Here is a 25727-nt window from a genome sequence, read left to right as displayed (position 1 = left end):
ACAAGCCTATATAGCGAACTGCTATAGAAATAATTACACAATACGGTTTGTTACTGGAATCAATCGTGAGCAAGCTTGAGTGAGCCATTATGAAAACGAAAATCCCTGATGCGGTATTGGCTGCTGAGGTGAGTCGCCGTGGTTTGGTAAAAACGACAGCGATCGGCGGCCTGGCAATGGCCAGCAGCGCATTAACATTACCTTTTAGTCGGATTGCGCACGCTGTCGATAGCGCCATTCCAACAAAATCAGACGAAAAGGTTATCTGGAGCGCCTGTACAGTTAACTGTGGTAGTCGCTGCCCGCTACGTATGCACGTCGTGGACGGTGAAATCAAATATGTCGAAACGGACAATACCGGCGATGACAATTACGACGGCCTGCACCAGGTTCGCGCCTGCCTGCGTGGGCGTTCCATGCGTCGCCGTGTCTACAATCCGGACCGCCTGAAATATCCGATGAAACGAGTCGGGGCGCGCGGTGAAGGCAAATTCGAGCGCATTAGCTGGGAAGAAGCCTACGACATCATCGCGACCAATATGCAGCGCCTGATCAAAGAGTACGGCAACGAGTCTATCTATCTGAACTATGGCACCGGTACGCTGGGCGGCACCATGACCCGCTCCTGGCCGCCGGGAAATACCCTGGTCGCGCGGCTGATGAACTGCTGCGGCGGCTATCTGAACCATTACGGCGACTACTCCTCCGCGCAAATTGCGGAAGGTTTGAACTATACCTACGGCGGCTGGGCAGATGGCAACAGCCCGTCGGATATCGAAAACAGTAAGCTGGTAGTGCTGTTTGGTAATAACCCTGGCGAAACGCGAATGAGTGGCGGTGGGGTGACTTACTATCTTGAACAGGCACGCCAGAAATCTAATGCCCGCATGATCATCATCGATCCGCGCTATACCGACACCGGTGCCGGGCGCGAAGATGAGTGGATCCCTATTCGTCCGGGAACAGATGCCGCACTGGTTAACGGTCTGGCGTACGTCATGATCACTGAAAACCTGGTGGATCAGGCATTCCTCGATAAATATTGCGTTGGCTACGATGAGAAAACCCTGCCAGCCAGTGCGCCGAAAAATGGCCACTATAAAGCTTATATTCTGGGTGAAGGGCCAGATGGCGTGGCTAAAACACCGGAATGGGCCTCACAAATCACCGGTGTTCCGGCAGACAAAATCATCAAACTGGCTCGTGAAATCGGCAGTACCAAACCGGCGTTTATCAGCCAGGGATGGGGCCCGCAGCGTCACGCTAACGGTGAAATCGCAACCCGTGCTATCTCGATGCTGGCGATTCTGACCGGTAACGTTGGTATTAACGGAGGCAACAGCGGCGCGCGTGAAGGTTCATACAGCTTACCGTTTGTCCGTATGCCGACCTTGGAAAACCCGATCCAGACCAGCATTTCGATGTTTATGTGGACCGATGCCATTGAACGTGGCCCGGAAATGACAGCGCTGCGTGATGGTGTACGCGGGAAAGATAAGCTGGATGTGCCGATCAAAATGATCTGGAACTATGCCGGTAACTGCCTGATTAACCAGCATTCTGAAATCAACCGTACCCATGAAATCCTTCAGGATGATAAGAAGTGCGAGCTGATTGTGGTTATCGACTGCCACATGACCTCATCGGCGAAATATGCTGACATCCTGCTGCCTGACTGCACCGCTTCCGAACAGATGGACTTTGCACTGGATGCATCCTGCGGGAATATGTCTTACGTGATTTTCAACGATCAGGTGATTAAACCGCGCTTTGAATGTAAGACCATCTATGAAATGACCAGCGAACTGGCAAAACGTCTTGGCGTTGAGCAACAGTTTACTGAAGGCCGTACACAGGAAGAGTGGATGCGGCATCTGTATGCCCAGTCGCGGGAAGCGATTCCTGAACTGCCAACGTTTGAAGAGTTCCGCAAGCAGGGGATCTTTAAAAAGCGCGACCCACAAGGGCACCACGTTGCTTATAAAGCTTTCCGTGAAGATCCTCAGGCAAATCCACTGACCACGCCATCGGGCAAAATTGAGATTTATTCGCAGGCGCTGGCTGACATTGCCGCTACCTGGGAATTGCCAGAAGGCGATGTAATCGATCCACTGCCGATCTACACGCCGGGCTTTGAAAGTTATCAGGATCCGTTGAACAAACAGTATCCGCTGCAGCTTACGGGTTTCCACTATAAATCTCGCGTTCACTCAACTTACGGCAACGTTGATGTGCTGAAAGCAGCTTGCCGTCAGGAAATGTGGATCAACCCGCTTGATGCGCAAAAACGCGGTATCAACAACGGCGATAAAGTCAGGATCTTTAACGATCGTGGTGAGGTTCATATTGAGGCGAAAGTGACGCCACGAATGATGCCGGGTGTGGTCGCACTGGGTGAAGGTGCCTGGTATGACCCGGATACAAAACGTGTCGATAAGGGCGGTTGTATCAACGTACTGACCACTCAACGTCCGTCTCCTCTCGCTAAGGGGAATCCGTCACATACAAACCTTGTTCAGGTTGAAAAGGTGTAAGGAGTAACCGATGACAACCCAGTATGGATTTTTTATTGATTCCAGCCGTTGCACCGGTTGCAAAACCTGCGAGCTGGCCTGTAAAGACTACAAAGATTTGACGCCAGAAGTCAGCTTCCGCCGCATTTATGAATATGCTGGCGGCGACTGGCAGGAAGATAACGGTGTCTGGCACCAGAACGTGTTTGCCTACTATCTGTCGATTTCATGTAACCACTGCGAAGATCCGGCTTGTACTAAAGTCTGCCCGAGCGGTGCGATGCATAAACGTGAAGATGGTTTTGTTGTGGTCGATGAAGATGTGTGCATTGGCTGCCGCTACTGCCATATGGCTTGCCCGTATGGCGCACCGCAATATAACGAAACGAAAGGCCATATGACCAAATGCGATGGTTGTTATGACCGTGTTGCGGAGGGTAAAAAGCCGATCTGTGTTGAATCTTGTCCGCTGCGGGCGCTGGATTTCGGCCCTATCGACGAGCTGCGTAAAAAACATGGCGATCTGGCGGCCGTTGCGCCGTTGCCGCGAGCTCACTTTACCAAACCGAATATTGTGATCAAACCCAATGCCAATAGCCGCCCGACCGGGGATACCACTGGCTATCTGGCAAACCCGAAGGAGGTGTGAGATGGGAAGTGGATGGCATGAATGGCCGCTGATGATCTTCACGGTCTTCGGGCAATGTGTAGCAGGTGGTTTTATCGTTCTGGCTTTGGCGCTGCTCAAAGGCGACCTGCGAGCAGAAGCCCAGCAGCGTGTTATCGCCTGCATGTTTGGTTTATGGGTGCTGATGGGCATTGGCTTTATCGCCTCTATGCTCCATCTTGGTTCACCAATGCGCGCTTTTAACTCGCTCAACCGGGTAGGGGCTTCAGCACTCAGTAACGAAATCGCCAGCGGTTCGATCTTTTTTGCCGTAGGCGGCATCGGCTGGTTGCTGGCAATGCTGAAAAAGCTGTCACCGGCATTGCGTACGCTGTGGCTGATAGTGACGATGGTTCTTGGCGTCATCTTTGTCTGGATGATGGTGCGTGTGTATAACAGTATTGATACCGTTCCGACCTGGTACAGCATCTGGACGCCGATGGGCTTCTTCCTGACGATGTTTATGGGCGGCCCGTTACTGGGTTACCTGTTGTTGAGTCTGGCTGGCGTCGATGGCTGGGCGATGCGTCTGCTGCCAGCAATTTCTGTACTGGCACTGGTAGTGAGTGGCGTGGTGTCAGTGATGCAGGGCGCAGAGCTGGCGACTATTCATAGTTCTGTGCAGCAGGCCGCAGCGCTGGTGCCGGACTATGGTGCGCTGATGTCCTGGCGGATCGTGCTTTTGGCCGTTGCCCTGTGCTTGTGGATTGCACCACAGCTAAAAGGTTATCAGCCTGCGGTTCCGCTACTTTCTGTATCATTCATTCTGCTTCTGGCAGGGGAATTAATCGGTCGCGGCGTATTCTATGGTTTGCATATGACCGTGGGGATGGCCGTCGCAAGCTAATCATAACAACCGGGGTTTCGGCCCCGGTTCTCTTTTATTTCTGCTTCGTTAACGTGTCATAACTGGTCATCAAATTACGATAATCAGGAATGTGGTTAGAGAACAACGTCGCCAGTCCTTCAATATCATTACGCCAGTCGCGATGCAGCTCGCACGCCACGCCGAACCATGTCATCAATTGCGCACCAGCTTGCGACAAGCGATCCCATGCCGAATGCCGGGTAATTTCATTAAAGGTCCCTGACGCGTCAGTCACGACAAAGACGTCAAACCCTTCTTCAATGGCTGAAAGCGCCGGGAATGCCACGCAAACTTCGGTTACCACACCGGCAATAATTAACTGTTTTTTACCTGTCGCTTTGACAGCTTTTACAAAATCTTCGTTATCCCAGGCGTTAATATTTCCCGGGCGAGCAATGTAAGGTGTATCGGGGAATTGTGCTTTCAGTTCTGGAACTAATGGGCCGTTAGGACCGGTTTCAAAACTGGTGGTAAGAATAGTTGGTAAGTTGAAATACTTAGCCAGGTCACCCAGCGCCAGCACGTTATTTTTAAACTTATCGGGTTCGATATCCCGTACAAGGGAAAGTAAACCAGCCTGGTGATCAACAAGCAAAACGGCAGCATCATTTTTATCAAGACGAACATACGGTTTGGTCATCCTCTTCTCCTTTCGAGAGTCAGTGGTACGTCTGAAATCGATCAGACGCGATGCATTGCTCTGAAAGCATAGACGGGAAATATGAGTTTGCTGTGACCATGAAATTTTTCGACTGAACGAAGCGTATGAAATTTGTGTTAGTTCAATAAAAACAATCAGATGAGACTAATCATCTCTTCAGCATTAGCGTTATGAATGAGTAATATAAATCGATAATACCGCCGCTGGGATATCGCGTATTTTCACCCATTGACAATGTTTTTGGCGGTGGCATGATGCGCATGAAATTTGAACTTCCTCACGGTTTTAATTCATGTCCACGTATACCCAGCCTGTCATGCTTTTGCTGTCTGGCCTGCTTTTGTTGACTCTGGCGATTGCGGTGTTAAATACACTCGTGCCGCTTTGGCTCGCCCAGGAACACATGTCCACATGGCAGGTAGGCGTTGTCAGCTCATCCTATTTTACCGGCAACCTTGTCGGTACATTGCTGACAGGGTATGTCATTAAGCGCATTGGCTTTAACCGCAGCTATTATCTGGCCTCCTTCATTTTTGCCGCTGGCTGTGCCGGCCTTGGCCTGATGATTGGATTCTGGAGCTGGTTGGCTTGGCGTTTTGTCGCGGGCGTCGGCTGTGCCATGATTTGGGTGGTTGTTGAGAGCGCGCTGATGTGCAGTGGGACGTCACGTAACCGTGGGCGTTTGCTTGCTGCGTATATGATGGTTTATTACGTGGGAACGTTTTTAGGCCAGTTACTGGTCAGCAAAGTTTCAACCGAGCTGATGTCCGTATTGCCGTGGGTTACAGGTTTGACGTTGGCAGGGATCTTACCGCTGTTGTTTACGCGTGTGCTGAATCAGCAGGCTGAAAACCATGATTCGACGTCAATTACGTCAATGCTAAAACTCCGTCAGGCGCGGCTTGGCGTGAATGGCTGCATTATCTCAGGAATCGTTCTGGGATCTCTATATGGCCTGATGCCGCTGTACCTCAATCACAAAGGGGTGAGCAATGCCAGCATTGGTTTCTGGATGGCGGTACTGGTCAGTGCGGGTATCCTTGGACAATGGCCGATTGGACGTCTGGCGGATAAGTTTGGTCGACTGCTGGTGTTGCGTGTTCAGGTCTTTGTCGTCATTCTCGGCAGTATCGCGATGCTTAGCCAGGCGGCGATGGCCCCAGCGTTATTCATCCTCGGTGCCGCTGGCTTTACGCTATATCCGGTGGCGATGGCATGGGCTTGCGAGAAAGTTGAACATCATCAACTGGTGGCGATGAACCAGGCCTTACTGTTGAGCTATACTGTGGGAAGTCTGCTTGGCCCGTCATTTACCGCTATGCTAATGCAGAATTTCTCCGATAATTTATTGTTTATCATGATCGCCAGCGTATCGTTTATCTATTTGCTGATGCTGCTGCGCAACGCCGGTCATACGCCGAAACCCGTTGCTCACGTGTAAATGAATTCAAGCAGAGTGTGAACTTACTGTTTCACACTCTGCTTTTTTGTTTCTTCTATCTGACTTGCTTTATTCCAAATTTTATTCGTTTAAAAATAAAATGTGCAGCAGGTTATAATTTTGCATTTCGCTATTTCCGCACTTCTTATTTGCCGCGCATAATCCCTCGTTTTACAGATGCCCCTTTAATTTTGGCGAAGGATTTGTCTATGGCTGGGAATGTTCAGGAAAAACAGTTGCGATGGTACAACATTGCGCTGATGTCTTTTATCACTGTCTGGGGTTTTGGCAACGTTGTTAATAACTATGCCAACCAGGGGCTGGTGGTTGTTTTTTCATGGGTGTTTATCTTTGCACTCTATTTCACACCTTATGCGCTAATTGTTGGTCAGTTAGGCTCGACCTTCAAAGATGGGAAGGGCGGGGTCAGTACCTGGATTAAACACACGATGGGACCCGGACTGGCTTTTCTCGCCGCGTGGACCTACTGGGTGGTGCATATTCCCTATCTGGCACAAAAACCCCAGGCAATTCTGATTGCGCTCGGTTGGGCGATGAAAGGCGACGGTTCGCTAATCAAAGAATATTCAGTCGTAGCGTTACAGGGGTTAACGCTGGTGCTGTTTATCTTCTTTATGTGGGTTGCTTCACGCGGTATGAAATCGCTGAAAATCGTCGGTTCTGTGGCAGGGATTGCTATGTTTGTTATGTCGCTCCTGTATGTGGCGATGGCGGTAACCGCGCCTGCAATTACTGAAGTGCATATTGCGACCACAAACATTACCTGGGAAACGTTCATTCCTCATATCGACTTTACCTACATTACCACTATTTCAATGCTGGTTTTCGCGGTTGGCGGAGCAGAGAAGATTTCTCCTTACGTTAATCAAACGCGCAACCCAGGAAAAGAATTTCCAAAAGGGATGTTATGCCTGGCGGTGATGGTTGCGGTTTGTGCCATTCTGGGCTCGCTGGCGATGGGGATGATGTTTGATTCGCGTAATATCCCGGATGACTTAATGACCAACGGTCAGTATTACGCCTTTCAGAAGCTGGGCGAGTATTACAACATGGGTAATACTTTAATGGTGATTTACGCCATTGCGAATACCCTGGGACAAGTAGCGGCGCTGGTATTCTCGATTGATGCCCCGCTTAAAGTGCTATTAGGTGATGCTGACAGCAAATATATTCCAGCCAGTTTATGTCGTACCAACGCTTCTGGTACGCCCGTTAATGGCTATTTTCTGACCCTGGTACTGGTGGCGATTCTGATTATGCTGCCGACTCTCGGCATTGGTGATATGAACAATCTCTATAAATGGCTGTTGAACCTTAATTCGGTAGTGATGCCGCTGCGTTATTTATGGGTATTTGTTGCATTTATTGCAGTCGTTCGCTTGGCGCAGAAATATAAACCAGAATATGTCTTTATTCGTAATAAGCCTCTGGCAATGACCGTCGGGATTTGGTGTTTTGCCTTTACCGCCTTTGCCTGTTTGACGGGGATCTTCCCGAAAATGGAAGCCTTCACTGCAGAGTGGACCTTCCAGTTGGCGCTGAATGTTGCAACGCCGTTTGTGCTGGTAGGATTAGGACTGATATTCCCGCTGCTGGCGCGTAAAGCGAATAGTAAATAATTATTGTGGTCGGTGACGCTGACTCTGGCAGATCTGACCCGTTTTTACATAATCGAGAAATGCGCGCAAGCCGCAGGACATATACTGGCGGTTTGGATAATAGATCTGGAAGCCTGGACGCTCTGTGCTCCAGTCTTCCAGTACACATTCTAAACGACCAGTATCAAGGTACTCCTTGATCTGTTCATAGAGCAGATACCCGATACCAGCACCCATCAAAACGGCCTCCAGTTCAGCATCAACATCATCCAGAATGATATTTCCTGCGACAGCAATTTCCAGCTCCTTTGCAAATTGCCAGTGGAAAGGTTTGCCGCTGGGATAACGAAAAACAACACATTGATGATTAAGCAGATCATGAGGATGGCGGGGTTTGCCATATCTTGCAAAGTACTCTGGCGTTGCTGCTACACATAATTTCACTGGCGGGCCGATCGCCACGCTGATCATATCTTTTTCGACGATGCAACTAAGTCGAACGCCAGCGTCAAAGCCCTGTTGGACGATATCGACAAGAGAGTCGTCAGTTGTGAGCTCGACTTTAATATCAGGATATTCACGTGTGAAACCAACCAGTAAAGACATTAAAAATATACGTGCAGCTACCCGGGCGGCATTGATTTTGAGCGTTCCTGTCGGTGTCAGACGAAAATCATTCATCTCATCTAACATGATCTGAATTTCGTCGAAAGCTGGGCGCAATCGTTCATAGAGATTAGAACCCGCTTCCGTTAACGATACGCTTCGGGTTGTCCGATTGAATAAGCGAATTTTAAGACGTTGTTCCAGTGTTTTAATACTATGGCTAATGGCGGACGAGGATAAGCCTAACTCATCGCCCGCTGCACGAAAGCTTTGATTACGGGCCACGGCAAAGAAAGTGGCAAAGTCAGACATATTCATCCGCATTAGTGAAAATCCTTCATTAACTCATCCTGAATCATCACGTTTACAGGATTATGCCGCCTGCGTAAAGTGCGCTCCAGAACTTAACGTGGAGGTAAAATTATGCAGTCTGAACGTATTTATTTGGTATGGGCCCATCCTCGTCATGATTCATTGACCGCACATATTGCTGATGCGATCCATCAGCGGGCAATGGAGCGGAAAATACAGGTGACGGAACTCGATTTATATCGGCGTAATTTCAACCCAGTGATGACGCCGGAAGATGAACCAGACTGGAAGAATATGGATAAACGTTATTCTCCAGAGGTTCATCAGCTTTATTCAGAGCTGCTTGAACATGACACGTTAGTGGTGGTTTTTCCTCTCTGGTGGTACAGCTTCCCGGCAATGCTAAAAGGATATATTGACAGAGTATGGAATAATGGGCTGGCTTATGGAGATGGGCACAAATTACCATTCAATAAAGTTCGTTGGGTGGCGCTGGTTGGAGGAGACAAAGAATCATTTGTCCAGATGGGCTGGGAAAAAAATATAAGCGATTATTTAAAAAATATGTGCAGTTATCTTGGTATTGAAGATGCCGATGTCACTTTCTTGTGTAATACAGTGGTATTCGATGGGGAAGAACTTCACGCGAGCTATTATCAGTCGTTATTATCTCAGGTACGGGATATGGTAGATGCACTATAAGATGTGTTAAAAACGCTGTAGCAGAATGAAGCGCGGAATAAAAAAGCGGCAACTCAATAAAGTTGCCGCTTTACGGGGAAATTAGAACATTACCTTATGACCGTACTGCTCAAGAATGCCTTTCACGCGTTCCATGGTCTCTTTCTTCGGTGGTTTAACACCGTCGAGTTTGTACTCTTCACCCATTGCCACCCATTTGTGTTTGCCCAGCTCGTGGTAGGGGAGAAGCTCGATTTTCTCAACGTTGCCCATATCACGGGTAAATTCACCGAGGCGATGCGCTGAATCGTCATCGTCAGACCAGCCTGGGACAACAACGTAGCGGATCCACACCTTCACATTTTTGTTCGCCAGATATTTAGCGAACTCCAGCGTGCGGTGGTTGGAAACTCCAACCAGATTTTGGTGGATCTCGTCGTTCATCTGTTTGAGATCGAGCATTACCAGGTCGGTTACTTCCAGCAGTTCATCAATCACCGGATCGTAACGACGAACAAAACCGTTGGTGTCCAGACAGGTATGAATGCCTTCTTTTTTGCAGGCGCGGAACCAGTCACGAACAAACTCAGCTTGCAGGATTGCTTCACCGCCGGATGCGGTAACGCCGCCGCCGGAAGCGTTCATAAAGTGGCGATAGGTCACCACTTCCTTCATCAAATCTTCAACGGTAACTTCTTTACCGCCATGCGTGTCCCAGGTGTCGCGGTTATGACAATACAGGCAGCGCATCAGGCAGCCCTGGAAAAAGGTGATAAAGCGAATACCCGGGCCGTCTACGGTTCCACAGGATTCAAAGGAGTGAATGCGACCAATAACTGACATTGCGGTGTTTCTCCAGATGTGGCCCATCTGAGGCCGTGTTGGTGCGCAGCTCGAAGGCTACGTCGAGTCTGTTTTGGCAGTCACCTTAAAGTATAGATAGCTGACAAAAAAGGCTCTCGCGCTAAAAAAGGCCCCACTTTCGTGGAGCCTTTATTGTACGCTTTTTACTGTACGATTTCAGTCAAATCTAATTACATAGATTGAGTGAAGGTACGAGTAATAACGTCCTGCTGCTGTTCTTTAGTCAGCGAGTTGAAACGTACTGCGTAGCCAGATACACGGATGGTCAGCTGCGGATATTTTTCCGGGTTTTCCATCGCGTCGAGCAGCATTTCACGGTTCATCACGTTAACGTTCAGGTGCTGACCACCTTCGATGGATGCTTCGTGGTGGAAGTAACCATCCATCAGACCAGCCAGGTTGGTCTTACGAACTTCGTCGTCTTTACCCAGTGCGTTCGGAACGATAGAGAAGGTGTAGGAGATACCATCTTTAGCGTAAGCAAACGGCAGTTTAGCAACGGAAGTCAGAGAGGCTACTGCACCTTTCTGGTCACGACCGTGCATCGGGTTAGCACCCGGTCCGAACGGCGCGCCAGCACGACGACCGTCTGGGGTGTTACCCGTTTTCTTACCATACACAACGTTAGAAGTGATGGTCAGAACAGACTGAGTCGGGATAGCGTCACGGTAGGTGTGCAGTTTCTGAATTTTCTTCATGAAACGTTCTACCAGGTCAACAGCCAGGTCATCTACACGCGGATCATTGTTACCAAACTGCGGGTATTCGCCTTCGATTTCGAAGTCGATAGCCAGACCGTCTTCGTCACGAATCGGTTTAACTTTCGCATATTTGATTGCAGACAGGGAGTCAGCAGCAACGGACAGACCAGCGATACCACACGCCATGGTGCGGATAACGTCACGGTCGTGCAGCGCCATCAGAGAGGCTTCGTAGCTGTACTTGTCGTGCATGTAGTGGATGATGTTCAGTGCAGTGATGTACTGTTTAGCCAGCCAGTCCATGAAGTGATCCATGCGCTCCATCACTTCATCATAGTTCAGGACATCGCCTTTGATCGGTTCAGACTTCGGACCAACCTGCATTTTCAGTTTTTCGTCAACGCCGCCGTTGATTGCGTACAGCATGGTTTTCGCCAGGTTTGCACGCGCACCGAAGAACTGCATTTGTTTACCAACGATCATCGGGCTTACGCAGCAAGCAATAGCGTAGTCATCGTTGTTGAAGTCCGGACGCATCAGGTCATCGTTCTCATACTGCAGAGAAGAGGTGTCGATGGACACTTTAGCGGCGAATTTCTTGAAGTTCAGCGGCAGTTTTTCAGACCACAGAATGGTCATGTTCGGTTCCGGAGACGGACCCATGGTGTACAGGGTGTTCAGGAAACGGAAGCTGTTTTTGGTAACCAGGGTACGACCGTCGAGGCCCATACCACCGATAGATTCGGTTGCCCAGATCGGGTCGCCAGAGAACAGTTCATCGTATTCCGGAGTACGCAGGAAGCGAACCATACGCAGTTTCATGACCAGGTGGTCAACCATTTCCTGCGCTTCTTGTTCGGTGATCTTGCCAGCTTTCAGGTCACGTTCGATGTACACATCCAAGAAGGTTGAGGTACGACCGAAGGACATTGCAGCACCGTTCTGAGACTTAACAGCAGCCAGGTAGCCGAAGTAAGTCCACTGGATAGCTTCCTGAGCGTTGGTAGCCGGACCAGAGATGTCGTAGCCGTATTTCGCAGCCATTTCTTTCATCTGACCCAGAGCGCGGTGCTGTTCAGCGATTTCTTCGCGCAGACGGATAGTCTGTTCCAGGTTTACGCCGTTTTCCAGATCAGCCTGCAGAGAAGTGAACTGTGCCAGTTTGTCTTTCATCAGGTAGTCGATACCGTACAGCGCAACGCGACGGTAGTCACCGATGATACGGCCACGGCCATATGCATCTGGCAGACCGGTCAGAACACCAGATTTACGGCAACGCAGGATGTCCGGAGTGTAAACGTCGAACACGCCCTGGTTGTGAGTTTTACGGTATTCAGTGAAGATTTTTTTGATCATCGGATCCAGTTCGCGGTTGTACGCTTTGCAGGAACCTTCGATCATTTTGATACCACCGAACGGGATAAGAGCACGTTTCAGCGGAGCTTCAGTCTGCAGACCAACGATTTTCTCAAGCTGCTTGTTGATGTAGCCAGCGTCGTGAGAGGTGATGGTGGAAGCAACAGCGGTGTCAAAGTCAACTGGCGCGTGAGTGCGGTTTTCCAGTTTAACGCCTTCCATTACTTTGTCCCACAGGGTGGTGGTCGCTTCAGTAGCGCCAGCCAGGAAGGACTCGTCACCCTCGTACGGAGTGTAGTTTTTCTGAATGAAGTCACGGACGTTTACTTCATTCTGCCAGTCACCTTTGGTAAAACCTTCCCAGGCTGTGGCTAACTTTTCATTAAGCTCGGACATGTAACACCTACCTTCTTAAGTGGATTTTTTATTTACTGCGTACTTCGACAACCATTAATGGTGGTCGTTTTCACGCAGGTAAATGACCCAGTATGTCAACCCAACCAACAAACCACCACCGATAATGTTGCCGATCGTAACCGGAATCAGGTTATCAGTGATGAAATTCATCACGGTCAGGTGAGAAAAATTTTCCGGTGCAGAACCGACTGCGGTCCAAAATTCCGGGGATGCGAAGTCGCGGATTACAATACCCATCGGGATCATAAACATGTTTGCGATACTGTGCTCAAAACCGCTGGCAACAAACATCGCGACCGGCAGCACCATAATGAACGCTTTGTCCATCAGGCTGCGGCCAGAATAACTCATCCATACTGCCAGACATACCATCAGGTTTGCCAGGATACCAAGACAGACGGCCTCAATAAAAGTATGGTGCACTTTGTGGTCGGCGGTTTGTAGGACGTTTAGTCCCCATTGACCATTTGCGGTCATATACTCGCCGGAAAGCCACATTAAAAGTACAAACAGCAGTGCGCCGACTAGGTTGCCAAAATAGACATTTAGCCAGTTTTTCGCCAACTGACCCCAGGTGATGCGCCCACTCGCCTTAGCAACAACAATCAACACGGTGGAAGTAAAGAGATCGGCTCCGCAGACAACACAAAGAATCAGCCCCAGAGAGAAGCAAATGCCGCCAACCAGTTTTGCCATGCCGAAGGGCATTGTGCCTGTGCCAGTGGTTGCTGTGATATAGAAGACGAATGCGATTGAGATGAAAACACCGGCGGTAATCGCCAGATAGAAAGTCTTAAGCGGATGTTTCGTTGCTTTATAGACACCCGCCTCTTCGGCCACTTTGGCCATTGCAGCAGGAAGTAAAAGATCAAAAGGGTTGTCAGCTTTCACACTAACTCTCTCTTTATTAAGTCGGCGACGAGATACTAACAAAGCATTATAGATGAGAAATTGATATAGATCATATCTCGCCTGGCTTATAGGCCCGTAACTCGCATGGTTTTTATGCAAATACGGAGTAAATACTTGATTATCCAAATAAAAATAAATTTTAAAAATTAACAAATGAGTTGAATTTTTTCCGCATCCTCCGCTAAAACAGTTAATTAAAAGGGAGCATCAGGCGAATAAAGTAACAATATCGATCGTATTTATTAAATACAAATTACCGATATTTAACCTTATAATTACAATTATTTTATTAATGCAAATATATGTAAAGCGGGGCATTAAAAAAACGCCCCGTAATATAACTCAGACTAATCATTAAGCCTACATTGCGTAGGCTATTTGATTTTATTTTGCCCAGAATGCTGCTTTGGCGCGCTGCAGCTTTTCGTAGGCCTTCAACAACGACTGATGTGCAGCAAACGCGTGCAGATCGCTATCTACCGGTTGCAGGCCGTAAAACGCCGCTTCGCCGCTCATTGCCGCACTGGCGGCTTCTACGGCATCTGCGCCGTACATGCGAACAAACGCATTCAGATATTGCAGCGGCTGGCGATCTTCTTCCTGTGCCAGTAATAACAACGTTTGCAGGCAGCGATAATAGTTGGCGCGTTCCGGACTAAATACTGATGAGTTAAACTCCATCGTCCATTCGGTCCAGACCAGAGCCTGTTCCAGATCGCCACCAGCCAGCGCCAGCATGGCTTTTAATTCACCGATACGCAGGGTGTACCAACCGTTATCCGACCCGGTCGCCAGACCCAACAGCTCACGCACGCGGGTAAAGTCATCAAAACCTTCTTCATCCAGTTGCTCGATGAGGTTCAGGTAATCTTCTTTTTCCCACTCGCTGCCTGGTAGCGAAAGAATCGTTTCACGTAAATGGCTGCCCATACTGTTATTCGCGAGCCACAGATCTTCAGCCGGATAAATATCGGACATGCCAGGCACGATAATACGGCAAGCATAAACGCCCAGATGCTCGTAATCGGCAATATAAACTTCTTTATCTTCTTTGTTGAAGATAGCCATCAGTGTGGCGAACTCTTCTTCCGTGGTGCCGGAGAAATTCCAGTCCACAAACGGATAATCGGCATCCTGCTTGAACAGGTCCCAGGAGATTAAACCGCTGGAATCGATAAAGTGCGTTTCGAGGTTGGTATGTTCAGCGACTTCTTCATCATCGAAGGTTGGCGGAGTAAACACATCCAAATCTTTCAGGCCACGACCTTGCAGCAGCTCGGTCACGGTACGTTCCAGTGCTACGCCAAAATCAGGATGCGCACCGAAAGAGGCAAAGCAGGTACCGTTAGCAGGATTGAACAGTACCACGCAAATCACCGGATACTGGCCGCCAAGCGAACCGTCATAAGCGAAGATTGGGAAACCCTCCGCTTCCAGCGTTTCGATGGCTTCAACTACTGCTGGGTAACGCGCCAGCACGTCTGCCGGGATCTCTGGCAGGCTGATGCTTTCAGCAATAATGCGGTTTTTCACGTAGCGTTCGAAAACTTCAGACAATCCCTGAACGCGTGCTTCGTTGCGGGTATTACCTGCGGACATACCGTTGGAGACGTACAGGTTACCAATGATATTCATCGGAATATAAACGGTCTGATTGTCGGACTGACGCGTAAACGGCAGGCCGCAAATACCACGATCTTCGTTACCGGATTGTAGGTCAATCAGCATGCTGCCGGTCAGTTCATTCTCCGGATCATAAAACGCGCGCAGACGGTCATCGAGCAGCCCTTCTGGCACATCGTCATTTTCGGTCAGTGGGAACCATTTTTCGTTGGGATAATGCACGAACGGACCGTTGGCGATGGTTTCGCCCAGCCAGAAGTCCGCAAAAAAGTAGTTGGTTGAGAGACGCTCGAAATATTCACCGAGTGCAGAAGCCAGCGCCGCTTTCTTGGTTGCGCCTTTACCGTTGGTAAAACACAGTGCGCACTCTTTGTCGCGAATATGTACAGACCAGACGTTAGGCACGGGATTCAGCCAGGAGGCCTCTTCAATCTGAAAGCCGAGGTCTGAAAGTTTTTGCTGGAAGCGAGCGATGGAATCTTCCAGAGCGGCATCTTTGCCGGGGATAAATGTTTGCGTCATGAAAATCACTTTAGTCGTACGGAAAGCGCGCAATAATACGGGTTTTATCTCAAAGGCGCTATCACCGCCGCCATGCCGATGAACTGTTGACTATGCTTTTAGCGGATAAACCACGTTAAGAGCATAAAAATGAAGGCGTTCGATCTCCACCGTATGGCATTTGATAAAGTGCCTTTTGATTTCCTTGGCGAAGTTGCACTACGTAGTCTTTATACCTTTGTACTGGTCTTTTTGTTCCTCAAAATGACCGGAAGACGCGGTGTGCGGCAGATGTCGCTGTTTGAAGTTTTAATCATTCTGACGCTGGGATCAGCGGCGGGAGATGTGGCGTTTTATGATGATGTGCCGATGGTCCCGGTACTTATCGTCTTTATTACTCTGGCGTTGTTATACCGCCTGGTAATGTGGTTGATGGCGCACAGTGAAAAACTGGAAGATCTTCTGGAAGGCAAGCCAGTTGTCATTATTGAAGATGGCGAGCTGGCCTGGTCGAAACTCAATAACTCCAACATGACGGAATTTGAGTTCTTTATGGAGCTACGATTGCGTGGCGTGGAGCAGCTGGGGCAGGTACGTCTGGCGATTCTCGAAACCAACGGGCAAATCAGTGTCTATTTCTTTGAAGATGACAAGGTGAAACCGGGTTTACTTATTTTACCCAGTGATTGTACGCAGCGTTACAAAGTGGTGCCGGAGTCGGCGGACTATGCCTGTATTCGTTGTAGTGAAATCATTCATATGAAAGCGGGGGAAAAACAATTATGTCCGCGCTGTGCAAATCCAGAATGGACGAAGGCAAGTCGGGCAAAACGGGTGACCTGACAGTAAAAACATCGGCTTTTTGCTAATAATCCGAGAGATTCTTTTGTGTGATGCAAGCCACATTTTTGCCCTCAACGGTTTTACTCATTGCGATGTGTGTCACTGAATGATAAAACCGATAGCCACAGGAATAATGTATTACCTGTGGTCGCAATCGATTGACCGCGGGTTAATAGCAACGCAACGTGGTGAGGGGAAATGGCTCAAATCTTCAATTTTAGTTCTGGTCCGGCAATGCTACCGGCAGAGGTGCTTAAACAGGCTCAACAGGAACTGCGCGACTGGAACGGTCTTGGTACGTCGGTGATGGAAGTGAGTCACCGTGGCAAAGAGTTCATTCAGGTTGCAGAGGAAGCCGAGAAGGATTTTCGCGATCTTCTTAATGTCCCCTCCAACTACAAGGTATTATTCTGCCATGGCGGTGGTCGCGGTCAGTTTGCTGCGGTACCGCTGAATATTCTCGGTGATAAAACCACCGCAGATTATGTTGATGCCGGTTACTGGGCGGCAAGTGCCATTAAAGAAGCGAAAAAATACTGCACGCCTAATGTCTTTGACGCCAAAGTGACTGTTGATGGTCTGCGCGCGGTTAAGCCAATGCGTGAATGGCAACTCTCTGATAATGCGGCTTATATGCATTACTGCCCGAATGAAACCATCGACGGTATCGCCATCGACGAGACGCCAGACTTCGGCAAAGATGTGGTGGTCGCCGCCGACTTCTCTTCAACCATTCTTTCCCGTCCGATTGACGTCAGCCGTTATGGTGTAATTTACGCTGGCGCGCAGAAAAATATCGGCCCGGCTGGCCTGACAATCGTCATCGTTCGTGAAGATTTGCTGGGCAAAGCGAATATCGCGTGTCCGTCGATTCTGGATTATTCCATCCTCAACGATAACGGCTCCATGTTTAACACGCCGCCGACATTTGCCTGGTATCTATCTGGTCTGGTCTTTAAATGGCTGAAAGCGAACGGCGGTGTAGCTGAAATGGATAAAATCAATCAGCAAAAAGCAGAACTGCTATATGGGGTGATTGATAACAGCGATTTCTACCGCAATGACGTGGCGAAAGCTAACCGTTCGCGGATGAACGTGCCGTTCCAGTTGGCGGACAGTGCGCTTGACAAATTGTTCCTTGAAGAGTCTTTTGCTGCTGGCCTTCATGCACTGAAAGGTCACCGTGTGGTCGGCGGAATGCGCGCGTCTATTTATAACGCCATGCCGCTGGAAGGCGTTAAAGCGCTGACAGACTTCATGGTTGAGTTCGAACGCCGTCACGGCTAATGCCGAAATTTTGCTTAATCCCCACAGCCAGCCTGTGGGGTTTTTATTTCTGTTGTAGAGAGTTGAGTTCATGGAATCCCTGACGTTACAACCCATCGCTCGTGTCGATGGCACTATTAATCTGCCCGGTTCCAAGAGCGTTTCTAACCGCGCTTTATTGCTGGCGGCATTAGCACACGGCAAAACAGTATTAACCAATCTGCTGGATAGCGATGACGTGCGCCATATGCTGAATGCATTAACAGGGTTAGGGGTAAGCTATACGCTTTCAGCCGATCGTACGCGTTGCGAAATTATCGGTAACGGCGGTCCATTACACGCAGAAGGTGCCCTGGAGTTGTTCCTCGGTAACGCCGGAACGGCAATGCGTCCGCTGGCGGCAGCTCTTTGTCTGGGTAGCAATGATATTGTGCTGACCGGTGAGCCGCGTATGAAAGAACGCCCGATTGGTCATCTGGTGGATGCTCTGCGCCTGGGCGGGGCGAAGATCACTTACTTGGAACAAGAAAATTATCCGCCGTTGCGTTTACAGGGCGGCTTTACCGGCGGCAACGTTGACGTTGATGGCTCCGTTTCCAGCCAATTCCTCACCGCACTGTTAATGACTGCGCCTCTTGCGCCGGAAGATACGGTGATTCGTATTAAAGGCGATCTGGTTTCTAAACCTTATATCGACATCACACTCAATCTGATGAAGACGTTTGGTGTTGAAATTGAAAATCAGCACTATCAACAATTTGTCGTAAAAGGCGGGCAGTCTTATCAGTCTCCGGGTACTTATTTGGTCGAAGGCGATGCATCTTCGGCTTCTTACTTTCTGGCAGCAGCAGCAATCAAAGGCGGCACTGTAAAAGTGACCGGTATTGGACGTAACAGTATGCAGGGTGATATTCGCTTTGCTGATGTGCTGGAAAAAATGGGCGCGACCATTTGCTGGGGCGATGATTATATTTCCTGCACGCGTGGTGAACTGAACGCTATTGATATGGATATGAACCATATTCCCGATGCGGCGATGACCATTGCCACGGCGGCGTTATTTGCAAAAGGCACCACCACGCTGCGCAATATCTATAACTGGCGTGTTAAAGAAACCGATCGCCTGTTTGCGATGGCAACAGAACTGCGTAAAGTCGGTGCGGAAGTAGAAGAGGGGCACGATTACATTCGTATCACTCCACCGGAAAAACTGAACTTTGCCGAGATCGCGACATACAATGATCACCGGATGGCGATGTGTTTCTCGCTGGTGGCGTTGTCAGATACACCAGTGACGATTCTTGATCCCAAATGCACGGCCAAAACATTTCCGGATTATTTCGAGCAGCTGGCGCGGATTAGCCAGGCAGCCTGAATGAACAACGGGCAATAAATAGCCAAATCTTTCTTTATCAAAACGTCGGCACATTGTCGGCGTTTTTTTTCGGACCTTGTGAGTCATTTTGATTAATGGTAGCGTCGCTTGTCAATGTAAGTTGTTGATACATAATATTTATATATGATTAATCAACGGATGATTCACATGAAGAATACTAAATTACTGCTGGCGATTGCGACCTCTGCAGCATTACTGACAGGGTGTCAAAATACCCACGGTATTGATACCAATATGGCTATCAGCTCCGGTTTAAATGCCTATAAAGCAGCAACATTAAGCGATGCCGATGCAAAAGCGATTGCCAATCAGGGCTGTGCCGAAATGGACAGCGGCAATCAAGTCGCAAGTAAATCCAGCAAGTACGGTAAACGTCTGGCAAAAATCGCCAAAGCATTGGGTAACAATATTAATGGCACGCCGGTCAACTATAAGGTTTATATGACCAGCGACGTCAACGCATGGGCGATGGCGAACGGCTGTGTTCGTGTCTACAGTGGCCTGATGGACATGATGAATGACAACGAAATTGAAGGCGTTCTGGGCCATGAACTGGGCCACGTCGCGTTGGGTCACTCGCTGGCTGAAATGAAAGCTTCTTATGCGATCGTTGCCGCACGCGATGCCATTTCAGCTACCAGCGGTGTGGCTTCCCAGCTTTCCCGCTCACAATTAGGTGATATCGCAGAAGGCGCTATCAATGCTAAATACTCCCGTGATAAAGAGTCCGAAGCAGATGATTTCTCCTTTGATCTGTTGAAGAAACGTGGCATCAGCACCCAGGGGCTGGTTGGCAGCTTTGAAAAACTGGCTAGCCTGGATGGCGGTCGCACCCAGTCCATGTTTGACTCTCACCCACCATCAACAGAGCGTGCGCAACACATCCGTGATCGTATCGCCTCTGGTAAGTAAATCATTGTCATCTTTCGGGCTGGTCTTCTGCCAGCCCGCTATAATTGCGCAATAAATCCCCATCTGAATACAGACAAAACTGGTTTTTGCACACAACGTTAACGATTTGTGGCGTCGGCGCGTATAATGCGCGCGGTTATGTTAACGGTACGCCTGTTTTAAGGAGATAAAGATGACGGCAATTGCCCCGGTTATTACCATTGATGGCCCAAGCGGTGCAGGGAAAGGCACCTTGTGTAAGGCTATGGCGGAAGCGTTGCAATGGCATCTGCTGGACTCGGGTGCAATTTATCGCGTACTGGCATTGGCGGCATTACATCACCATGTTGATGTTGCGTCGGAAGATGCGCTGGTACCGCTGGCATCCCATCTGGATGTACGTTTTGTGTCGACCAATGGCAATCTGGAAGTGATCCTCGAAGGGGAAGATGTCAGCGGCGAAATTCGTACTCAGGAAGTGGCGAATGCAGCTTCACAAGTCGCGGCATTCCCACGCGTTCGTGAAGCATTATTGCGTCGCCAACGCGCGTTTCGCGAATTACCAGGTCTGATTGCCGATGGCCGCGACATGGGAACGGTGGTATTCCCTGATGCACCAGTGAAAATTTTCCTTGACGCCTCCTCGGAAGAACGTGCGCATCGCCGCATGCTACAGTTGCAGGAGAAGGGCTTTAGTGTTAACTTTGAGCGCCTTTTGGCCGAGATCAAAGAACGCGACGACCGCGATCGTAACCGAGCGGTAGCGCCACTGGTTCCGGCAGCCGATGCTTTAGTGTTGGATTCCACCACCTTAAGCATTGAGCAAGTGATTGAAAAAGCGCTACAATACGCGCGCCAGAAATTGGCTCTCGCATAAGCGACCGAATTTGCAGTACCCCCGTTGCAATGGAATGACAGCGGGTATGTTAAACAACCCCATCCGGGCATGGAGCCAGGTGGACGTTAAATATAAACCTGAAGATTAAACATGACTGAATCTTTTGCTCAACTCTTTGAAGAGTCCTTAAAAGAAATCGAAACCCGCCCGGGTTCTATCGTTCGTGGCGTTGTTGTTGCTATCGACAAAGACGTAGTACTGGTTGACGCTGGTCTGAAATCTGAGTCCGCCATCCCGGCTGAGCAGTTCAAAAACGCCCAGGGCGAGCTGGAAATCCAGGTAGGTGACGAAGTTGACGTTGCTCTGGACGCAGTAGAAGACGGCTTCGGTGAAACTCTGCTGTCCCGTGAGAAAGCTAAACGTCACGAAGCCTGGATCACGCTGGAAAAAGCTTACGAAGATGCTGAAACTGTTACCGGTGTTATCAACGGCAAAGTTAAGGGCGGCTTCACTGTTGAGCTGAACGGTATTCGTGCGTTCCTGCCAGGTTCTCTGGTAGACGTTCGTCCGGTGCGTGACACTCTGCACCTGGAAGGCAAAGAGCTTGAATTTAAAGTAATCAAGCTGGATCAGAAGCGCAACAACGTTGTTGTTTCTCGTCGTGCCGTTATCGAATCCGAAAACAGCGCAGAGCGCGATCAGCTGCTGGAAAACCTGCAGGAAGGCATGGAAGTTAAAGGTATCGTTAAGAACCTCACTGACTACGGTGCATTCGTTGATCTGGGCGGCGTTGACGGCCTGCTGCACATCACTGACATGGCCTGGAAACGCGTTAAGCATCCGAGCGAAATCGTCAACGTGGGCGACGAAATCACTGTTAAAGTGCTGAAGTTCGACCGCGAACGTACCCGTGTATCCCTGGGCCTGAAACAGCTGGGCGAAGATCCGTGGGTAGCTATCGCTAAACGTTATCCGGAAGGTACCAAACTGACTGGTCGCGTGACCAACCTGACCGACTACGGCTGCTTCGTTGAAATCGAAGAAGGCGTTGAAGGCCTGGTACACGTTTCCGAAATGGATTGGACCAACAAAAACATCCACCCGTCCAAAGTTGTTAACGTTGGCGATGTAGTGGAAGTTATGGTTCTGGATATCGACGAAGAACGTCGTCGTATCTCCCTGGGTCTGAAACAGTGCAAAGCTAACCCGTGGCAGCAGTTCGCGGAAACCCACAACAAGGGCGACCGTGTTGAAGGTAAAATCAAGTCTATCACTGACTTCGGTATCTTCATCGGCCTGGACGGCGGCATCGACGGCCTGGTTCACCTGTCTGACATTTCCTGGAACGTTGCAGGCGAAGAAGCAGTTCGTGAATACAAAAAAGGCGACGAAATCGCTGCAGTTGTTCTGCAGGTTGACGCAGAACGTGAACGTATCTCCCTGGGCGTTAAACAGCTCGCAGAAGATCCGTTCAACAACTGGGTTGCTCTGAACAAGAAAGGCGCTATCGTAACCGGTAAAGTAACTGCAGTTGACGCTAAAGGCGCAACCGTAGAACTGGCTGACGGCGTTGAAGGTTACCTGCGTGCTTCTGAAGCATCCCGTGACCGCGTTGAAGACGCTACCCTGGTTCTGAGCGTTGGCGACGAAGTTGAAGCTAAATTCACCGGCGTTGATCGTAAAAACCGCGCAATCAGCCTGTCTGTTCGTGCGAAAGACGAAGCTGACGAGAAAGATGCAATCGCAACTGTTAACAAACAGGAAGATGCAAACTTCTCCAACAACGCAATGGCTGAAGCTTTCAAAGCAGCTAAAGGCGAGTAATTCTCTGACTCTTCGGGATTTTTATTCCGAAGTTTGTTGAGTTTACTTGACAGATTGCAGGTTTCGTCCTGTAATCAAGCACTAAGGGCGGCTACGGCCGCCCTTAATCAATGCAGCAACAGCAGCCGCTTAATTTGCCTTTAAGGAACCGGAGGAATCATGACCAAGTCAGAATTGATAGAAAGACTTGCCACCCAGCAATCGCACATTCCCGCCAAGACGGTTGAAGATGCAGTAAAAGAGATGCTGGAGCATATGGCCTCGACTCTTGCGCAGGGCGAGCGTATTGAAATCCGCGGTTTCGGCAGTTTCTCTTTGCACTACCGCGCACCACGTACCGGACGTAATCCGAAGACTGGCGATAAAGTAGAACTGGAAGGAAAATACGTTCCTCACTTTAAACCTGGTAAAGAACTGCGCGATCGCGCCAATATTTACGGTTAAGTTTTTTACTCAAACTTGAACGAGAGAAAAGCACCTGTCGGGTGCTTTTTTCATTTCTCTAATCTGGAACTGGAAGCTGCCTCGCAGAGTTTTGAACAGTTTTCACCCTTTCGTTAAATTCTTCTGAATATGCCTCGGGGAACGCAAAATTCCCACCAGACAACCGCTCAACAAAGTTGCACACTTTCCATAAACAGGGAGGGGTGCATGAAAATAACGACAGTCGGTGTATGCATAATTAGCGGAATTTTTCCGTTGCTGATTTTGCCCCAATTGCCTGGGACATTAACCCTTGCGTTTCTGACTCTCTTCGCCTGCGTACTGGCATTTATCCCTGTTAAAACCGTCCGTTATATCGCGCTGACGTTGCTGTTTTTCGTTTGGGGCATATTATCAGCAAAGCAAATTTTGTGGGCAGGAGAAACCTTAACTGGCGCGACGCAGGATGCAATTGTTGAGATCACTGCAACTGACGGCATGACCACTCATTACGGTCAAATTACTCATCTACAAGGTCGACGTATATTCCCTGCGTCAGGTCTCGTGATGTATGGCGAATATCTTCCGCAAGCGGTTTGTGCTGGACAACAATGGTCAATGAAACTCAAAGTTCGTGCAGTTCATGGCCAACTTAATGATGGCGGCTTTGATAGCCAGCGTTATGCCATTGCCCAGCATCAGCCGCTCACCGGCCGTTTTCTGCAGGCAAGTGTCATTGAACCGAATTGTAGCCTGCGTGCACAGTATCTGGCGTCACTACAAACAACGCTGCAACCCTATCCGTGGAATGCGGGTATTCTTGGTTTAGGTATGGGGGAACGGTTATCCGTCCCCAAAGAAATCAAAAATATCATGCGCGATACTGGAACGGCGCATTTAATGGCGATATCGGGATTGCACATCGCTTTTGCGGCGTTGCTGGCTGCCGGACTCATTCGCAGTGGACAAATTTTTCTGCCTGGGCGCTGGATCCACTGGCAAATACCATTAATTGGCGGAATCTGCTGTGCTGCTTTTTATGCCTGGTTGACGGGAATGCAACCTCCTGCATTGCGTACCATGGTGGCGCTTGCTACGTGGGGAATGCTTAAGTTAAGTGGGCGACAGTGGAGTGGCTGGGATGTATGGATATGTTGTCTGGCGGCAATTTTGCTGATGGATCCTGTTGCCATTCTCTCGCAAAGTTTATGGCTCTCTGCCGCTGCGGTCGCGGCATTGATATTTTGGTATCAGTGGTTTCCCTGTCCTGAGTGGCAACTGCCGCCGGTATTGCGTGCAGTTGTTTCCCTCATCCATCTGCAACTGGGAATCACACTTCTGCTTATGCCCGTGCAAATCGTCATATTTCATGGCATTAGTCTGACCTCGTTTATTGCAAATCTATTAGCAATTCCCTTGGTGACATTTATCACGGTTCCGTTGATCCTCGCCGCGATGGTTGTGCATTTAAGCGGGCTGTTAATCCTGGAGCAAGGGTTATGGTTTCTTGCCGACCGGTCTTTGGCTTTACTTTTCTGGGGGTTAAAGAGTTTGCCGGAAGGGTGGATCAACATTGCTGAATGTTGGCAATGGCTATCATTTTCCCCATGGTTCTTACTGGTGGTATGGCGATTAAACGCCTGGCGAACGTTGCCAGCAATGTGTGTGGCTGGAGGCTTGCTGATGTGCTGGCCGCTGTGGCAAAAACCTCGACCTGACGAGTGGCAGCTGTACATGCTTGATGTCGGGCAAGGGCTGGCAATGGTGATAGCCAGAAACGGCAAAGCGATTCTCTATGACACAGGACTGGCCTGGCCTGAAGGGGATAGTGGGCAACAACTGATTATCCCCTGGCTCCACTGGCATAATCTTGAACCGGAAGGCGTTATTCTGAGCCATGAACATCTGGATCACCGGGGAGGGCTGGATTCAATATTGCATATATGGCCGATGTTATGGATCAGAAGTCCGTTAAACTGGGAACATCATCAGCCCTGTGTGCGTGGCGAAGCGTGGCAATGGCAAGGATTGCGTTTCAGCGCGCACTGGCCTTTACAAGGTAGCAACGATAAAGGAAATAACCATTCCTGTGTGGTTAAGGTTGATGACGGGACGAATAGCATTCTTCTAACCGGTGATATTGAAGCCCCAGCTGAACAAAAGATGCTAAGCCGTTACTGGCAGCAAGTGCAGGCAACATTGCTTCAGGTACCTCACCATGGCAGTAATACCTCATCATCGTTGCCATTAATTCAGCGAGTGAATGGAAAAGTGGCACTCGCATCGGCATCGTGCTATAACGCATGGCGACTGCCCTCTAACAAAGTTAAGCATCGCTATCAACTGCAAGGATATCAATGGATTGATACTCCACATCAAGGTCAAACAACGGTCAATTTTTCAGCGCAAGGCTGGCGGATTAGCAGCCTCAGGGAGCAAATTTTACCTCGTTGGTATCATCAGTGGTTTGGCGTGCCAGTGGATAACGGGTAGAATATGCGGCT

The 25727-nt window shown here is 49.3% G+C and carries 20 protein-coding genes; 14 read left to right on the top strand and 6 right to left on the bottom strand.

Annotated elements, in window-relative coordinates; translation table 11 throughout:
• Positions 1–89: 89 nt before the first annotated feature.
• The 3 genes from dmsA to dmsC are packed head-to-tail and all read left to right on the top strand — an operon-like array spanning position 90 to position 4027.
• On the top strand, positions 90–2534 hold the full coding sequence (gene dmsA, locus AB4H76_RS14830) for a dimethylsulfoxide reductase subunit A (protein ID WP_000850306.1): 2445 nt from the start codon (positions 90–92) through the stop codon (positions 2532–2534).
• Positions 2535–2544: 10 nt separating this feature from the next.
• Positions 2545–3162, top strand: coding sequence for a dimethylsulfoxide reductase iron-sulfur subunit DmsB (gene dmsB / locus AB4H76_RS14825; protein WP_000213098.1), 618 nt, complete (start codon positions 2545–2547; stop codon positions 3160–3162).
• A 1-nt stretch (position 3163) separates the two neighbouring features.
• On the top strand, positions 3164–4027 hold the full coding sequence (gene dmsC / locus AB4H76_RS14820; RefSeq protein ID WP_000534637.1) for a dimethyl sulfoxide reductase anchor subunit DmsC: 864 nt from the start codon (positions 3164–3166) through the stop codon (positions 4025–4027).
• A 34-nt stretch (positions 4028–4061) separates the two neighbouring features.
• On the opposite strand, the gene ycaC is transcribed toward dmsC, so the two are convergent.
• Positions 4062–4688, bottom strand: a complete 627-nt coding sequence (ycaC, locus tag AB4H76_RS14815; RefSeq protein WP_000165879.1) for an isochorismate family cysteine hydrolase YcaC — start codon at positions 4686–4688, stop codon at positions 4062–4064.
• Positions 4689–5001: 313 nt separating this feature from the next.
• Between ycaC and AB4H76_RS14810 the strand changes: the two genes are divergently transcribed.
• Positions 5002–6150 (top strand): MFS transporter, encoded by a 1149-nt coding sequence (locus AB4H76_RS14810; protein ID WP_000109259.1) that lies wholly within the window; start codon positions 5002–5004, stop codon positions 6148–6150.
• 209 nt (positions 6151–6359) lie between these two features.
• Positions 6360–7790: an APC family permease gene (locus tag AB4H76_RS14805; protein ID WP_077492896.1), complete on the top strand. Its 1431-nt coding sequence runs from the start codon at positions 6360–6362 to the stop codon at positions 7788–7790.
• Here AB4H76_RS14805 and AB4H76_RS14800 read toward each other — a convergent pair whose 3' ends face one another.
• On the bottom strand, positions 7791–8699 hold the full coding sequence (locus AB4H76_RS14800; protein WP_001242684.1) for a LysR family transcriptional regulator: 909 nt from the start codon (positions 8697–8699) through the stop codon (positions 7791–7793).
• Positions 8700–8798: 99 nt separating this feature from the next.
• Here AB4H76_RS14800 and AB4H76_RS14795 point away from each other — a divergent pair, with 99 nt between their 5' ends.
• Positions 8799–9389 (top strand): NAD(P)H oxidoreductase, encoded by a 591-nt coding sequence (locus AB4H76_RS14795; RefSeq protein WP_001190363.1) that lies wholly within the window; start codon positions 8799–8801, stop codon positions 9387–9389.
• Between the two features lie 81 nt (positions 9390–9470).
• Here AB4H76_RS14795 and pflA read toward each other — a convergent pair whose 3' ends face one another.
• From pflA to ycaO, 4 genes are all read right to left on the bottom strand, one after another.
• Positions 9471–10211, bottom strand: a complete 741-nt coding sequence (gene pflA / locus AB4H76_RS14790) for a pyruvate formate lyase 1-activating protein (RefSeq protein ID WP_000111043.1) — start codon at positions 10209–10211, stop codon at positions 9471–9473.
• Positions 10212–10402: 191 nt separating this feature from the next.
• On the bottom strand, positions 10403–12685 hold the full coding sequence (gene pflB, locus AB4H76_RS14785) for a formate C-acetyltransferase (RefSeq protein ID WP_001292822.1): 2283 nt from the start codon (positions 12683–12685) through the stop codon (positions 10403–10405).
• A 54-nt stretch (positions 12686–12739) separates the two neighbouring features.
• Positions 12740–13597 carry a formate transporter FocA gene (gene focA / locus AB4H76_RS14780; protein WP_000642546.1) on the bottom strand — a complete coding sequence of 286 codons (858 nt, stop codon included), beginning with the start codon at positions 13595–13597 and terminating at the stop codon, positions 12740–12742.
• Between the two features lie 405 nt (positions 13598–14002).
• A complete protein-coding gene (gene ycaO / locus AB4H76_RS14775) occupies positions 14003–15763 on the bottom strand; it encodes a 30S ribosomal protein S12 methylthiotransferase accessory factor YcaO (protein WP_001295344.1) in 1761 nt (586 codons plus the stop codon).
• Between the two features lie 129 nt (positions 15764–15892).
• Here ycaO and AB4H76_RS14770 point away from each other — a divergent pair, with 129 nt between their 5' ends.
• From AB4H76_RS14770 to AB4H76_RS14735, 8 genes are all read left to right on the top strand, one after another.
• On the top strand, positions 15893–16585 hold the full coding sequence (locus tag AB4H76_RS14770) for a DUF421 domain-containing protein (RefSeq protein WP_000642849.1): 693 nt from the start codon (positions 15893–15895) through the stop codon (positions 16583–16585).
• Positions 16586–16783: 198 nt separating this feature from the next.
• Positions 16784–17872 carry a 3-phosphoserine/phosphohydroxythreonine transaminase gene (gene serC, locus AB4H76_RS14765; protein WP_000057149.1) on the top strand — a complete coding sequence of 363 codons (1089 nt, stop codon included), beginning with the start codon at positions 16784–16786 and terminating at the stop codon, positions 17870–17872.
• A 70-nt stretch (positions 17873–17942) separates the two neighbouring features.
• Entirely contained in the window at positions 17943–19226 is a 1284-nt protein-coding gene (gene aroA, locus AB4H76_RS14760) for a 3-phosphoshikimate 1-carboxyvinyltransferase (protein WP_000445249.1), read from the top strand.
• 168 nt (positions 19227–19394) lie between these two features.
• Complete coding sequence (gene ycaL / locus AB4H76_RS14755) at positions 19395–20159, top strand: metallopeptidase YcaL (protein ID WP_001295345.1); 765 nt, start codon at positions 19395–19397, stop codon at positions 20157–20159.
• 172 nt (positions 20160–20331) lie between these two features.
• Positions 20332–21015 carry a (d)CMP kinase gene (cmk, locus tag AB4H76_RS14750; protein ID WP_000125016.1) on the top strand — a complete coding sequence of 228 codons (684 nt, stop codon included), beginning with the start codon at positions 20332–20334 and terminating at the stop codon, positions 21013–21015.
• Positions 21016–21126: 111 nt separating this feature from the next.
• Positions 21127–22800 carry a 30S ribosomal protein S1 gene (rpsA, locus tag AB4H76_RS14745; protein ID WP_000140327.1) on the top strand — a complete coding sequence of 558 codons (1674 nt, stop codon included), beginning with the start codon at positions 21127–21129 and terminating at the stop codon, positions 22798–22800.
• Positions 22801–22959: 159 nt separating this feature from the next.
• On the top strand, positions 22960–23244 hold the full coding sequence (gene ihfB, locus AB4H76_RS14740; protein ID WP_000167336.1) for an integration host factor subunit beta: 285 nt from the start codon (positions 22960–22962) through the stop codon (positions 23242–23244).
• 207 nt (positions 23245–23451) lie between these two features.
• Positions 23452–25716: a ComEC family protein gene (locus tag AB4H76_RS14735; protein ID WP_420062601.1), complete on the top strand. Its 2265-nt coding sequence runs from the start codon at positions 23452–23454 to the stop codon at positions 25714–25716.
• Positions 25717–25727 lie beyond the last annotated feature (11 nt).

The sequence above is a fragment of the Escherichia sp. UTM R2 genome, assembly GCF_048593455.1.
Classification (GTDB): domain Bacteria; phylum Pseudomonadota; class Gammaproteobacteria; order Enterobacterales; family Enterobacteriaceae; genus Escherichia; species Escherichia coli.
The sequence above is the reverse complement of the archived record's forward strand: the minus strand, read 5'-3'. Positions and strand labels throughout refer to the sequence as shown.

What these genes read in the sequence shown, in the direction of transcription:
- AB4H76_RS14810 (WP_000109259.1), top strand. Translation starts at nt 5,002, where the DNA reads ATGTCCACGTATACCCAGCCTGTCATGCTTTTGCTGTCTGGCCTGCTT.
- pflA (WP_000111043.1), bottom strand. Translation starts at nt 10,211, where the DNA reads ATGTCAGTTATTGGTCGCATTCACTCCTTTGAATCCTGTGGAACCGTA.
- AB4H76_RS14805 (WP_077492896.1), top strand. Translation starts at nt 6,360, where the DNA reads ATGGCTGGGAATGTTCAGGAAAAACAGTTGCGATGGTACAACATTGCG.
- dmsC (WP_000534637.1), top strand. Translation starts at nt 3,164, where the DNA reads ATGGGAAGTGGATGGCATGAATGGCCGCTGATGATCTTCACGGTCTTC.
- dmsB (WP_000213098.1), top strand. Translation starts at nt 2,545, where the DNA reads ATGACAACCCAGTATGGATTTTTTATTGATTCCAGCCGTTGCACCGGT.
- dmsA (WP_000850306.1), top strand. Translation starts at nt 90, where the DNA reads ATGAAAACGAAAATCCCTGATGCGGTATTGGCTGCTGAGGTGAGTCGC.
- AB4H76_RS14795 (WP_001190363.1), top strand. Translation starts at nt 8,799, where the DNA reads ATGCAGTCTGAACGTATTTATTTGGTATGGGCCCATCCTCGTCATGAT.
- pflB (WP_001292822.1), bottom strand. Translation starts at nt 12,685, where the DNA reads ATGTCCGAGCTTAATGAAAAGTTAGCCACAGCCTGGGAAGGTTTTACC.
- ycaC (WP_000165879.1), bottom strand. Translation starts at nt 4,688, where the DNA reads ATGACCAAACCGTATGTTCGTCTTGATAAAAATGATGCTGCCGTTTTG.
- ycaO (WP_001295344.1), bottom strand. Translation starts at nt 15,763, where the DNA reads ATGACGCAAACATTTATCCCCGGCAAAGATGCCGCTCTGGAAGATTCC.
- cmk (WP_000125016.1), top strand. Translation starts at nt 20,332, where the DNA reads ATGACGGCAATTGCCCCGGTTATTACCATTGATGGCCCAAGCGGTGCA.
- AB4H76_RS14800 (WP_001242684.1), bottom strand. Translation starts at nt 8,699, where the DNA reads ATGCGGATGAATATGTCTGACTTTGCCACTTTCTTTGCCGTGGCCCGT.
- aroA (WP_000445249.1), top strand. Translation starts at nt 17,943, where the DNA reads ATGGAATCCCTGACGTTACAACCCATCGCTCGTGTCGATGGCACTATT.
- ycaL (WP_001295345.1), top strand. Translation starts at nt 19,395, where the DNA reads ATGAAGAATACTAAATTACTGCTGGCGATTGCGACCTCTGCAGCATTA.
- AB4H76_RS14735 (WP_420062601.1), top strand. Translation starts at nt 23,452, where the DNA reads ATGAAAATAACGACAGTCGGTGTATGCATAATTAGCGGAATTTTTCCG.
- AB4H76_RS14770 (WP_000642849.1), top strand. Translation starts at nt 15,893, where the DNA reads ATGAAGGCGTTCGATCTCCACCGTATGGCATTTGATAAAGTGCCTTTT.
- ihfB (WP_000167336.1), top strand. Translation starts at nt 22,960, where the DNA reads ATGACCAAGTCAGAATTGATAGAAAGACTTGCCACCCAGCAATCGCAC.
- rpsA (WP_000140327.1), top strand. Translation starts at nt 21,127, where the DNA reads ATGACTGAATCTTTTGCTCAACTCTTTGAAGAGTCCTTAAAAGAAATC.
- serC (WP_000057149.1), top strand. Translation starts at nt 16,784, where the DNA reads ATGGCTCAAATCTTCAATTTTAGTTCTGGTCCGGCAATGCTACCGGCA.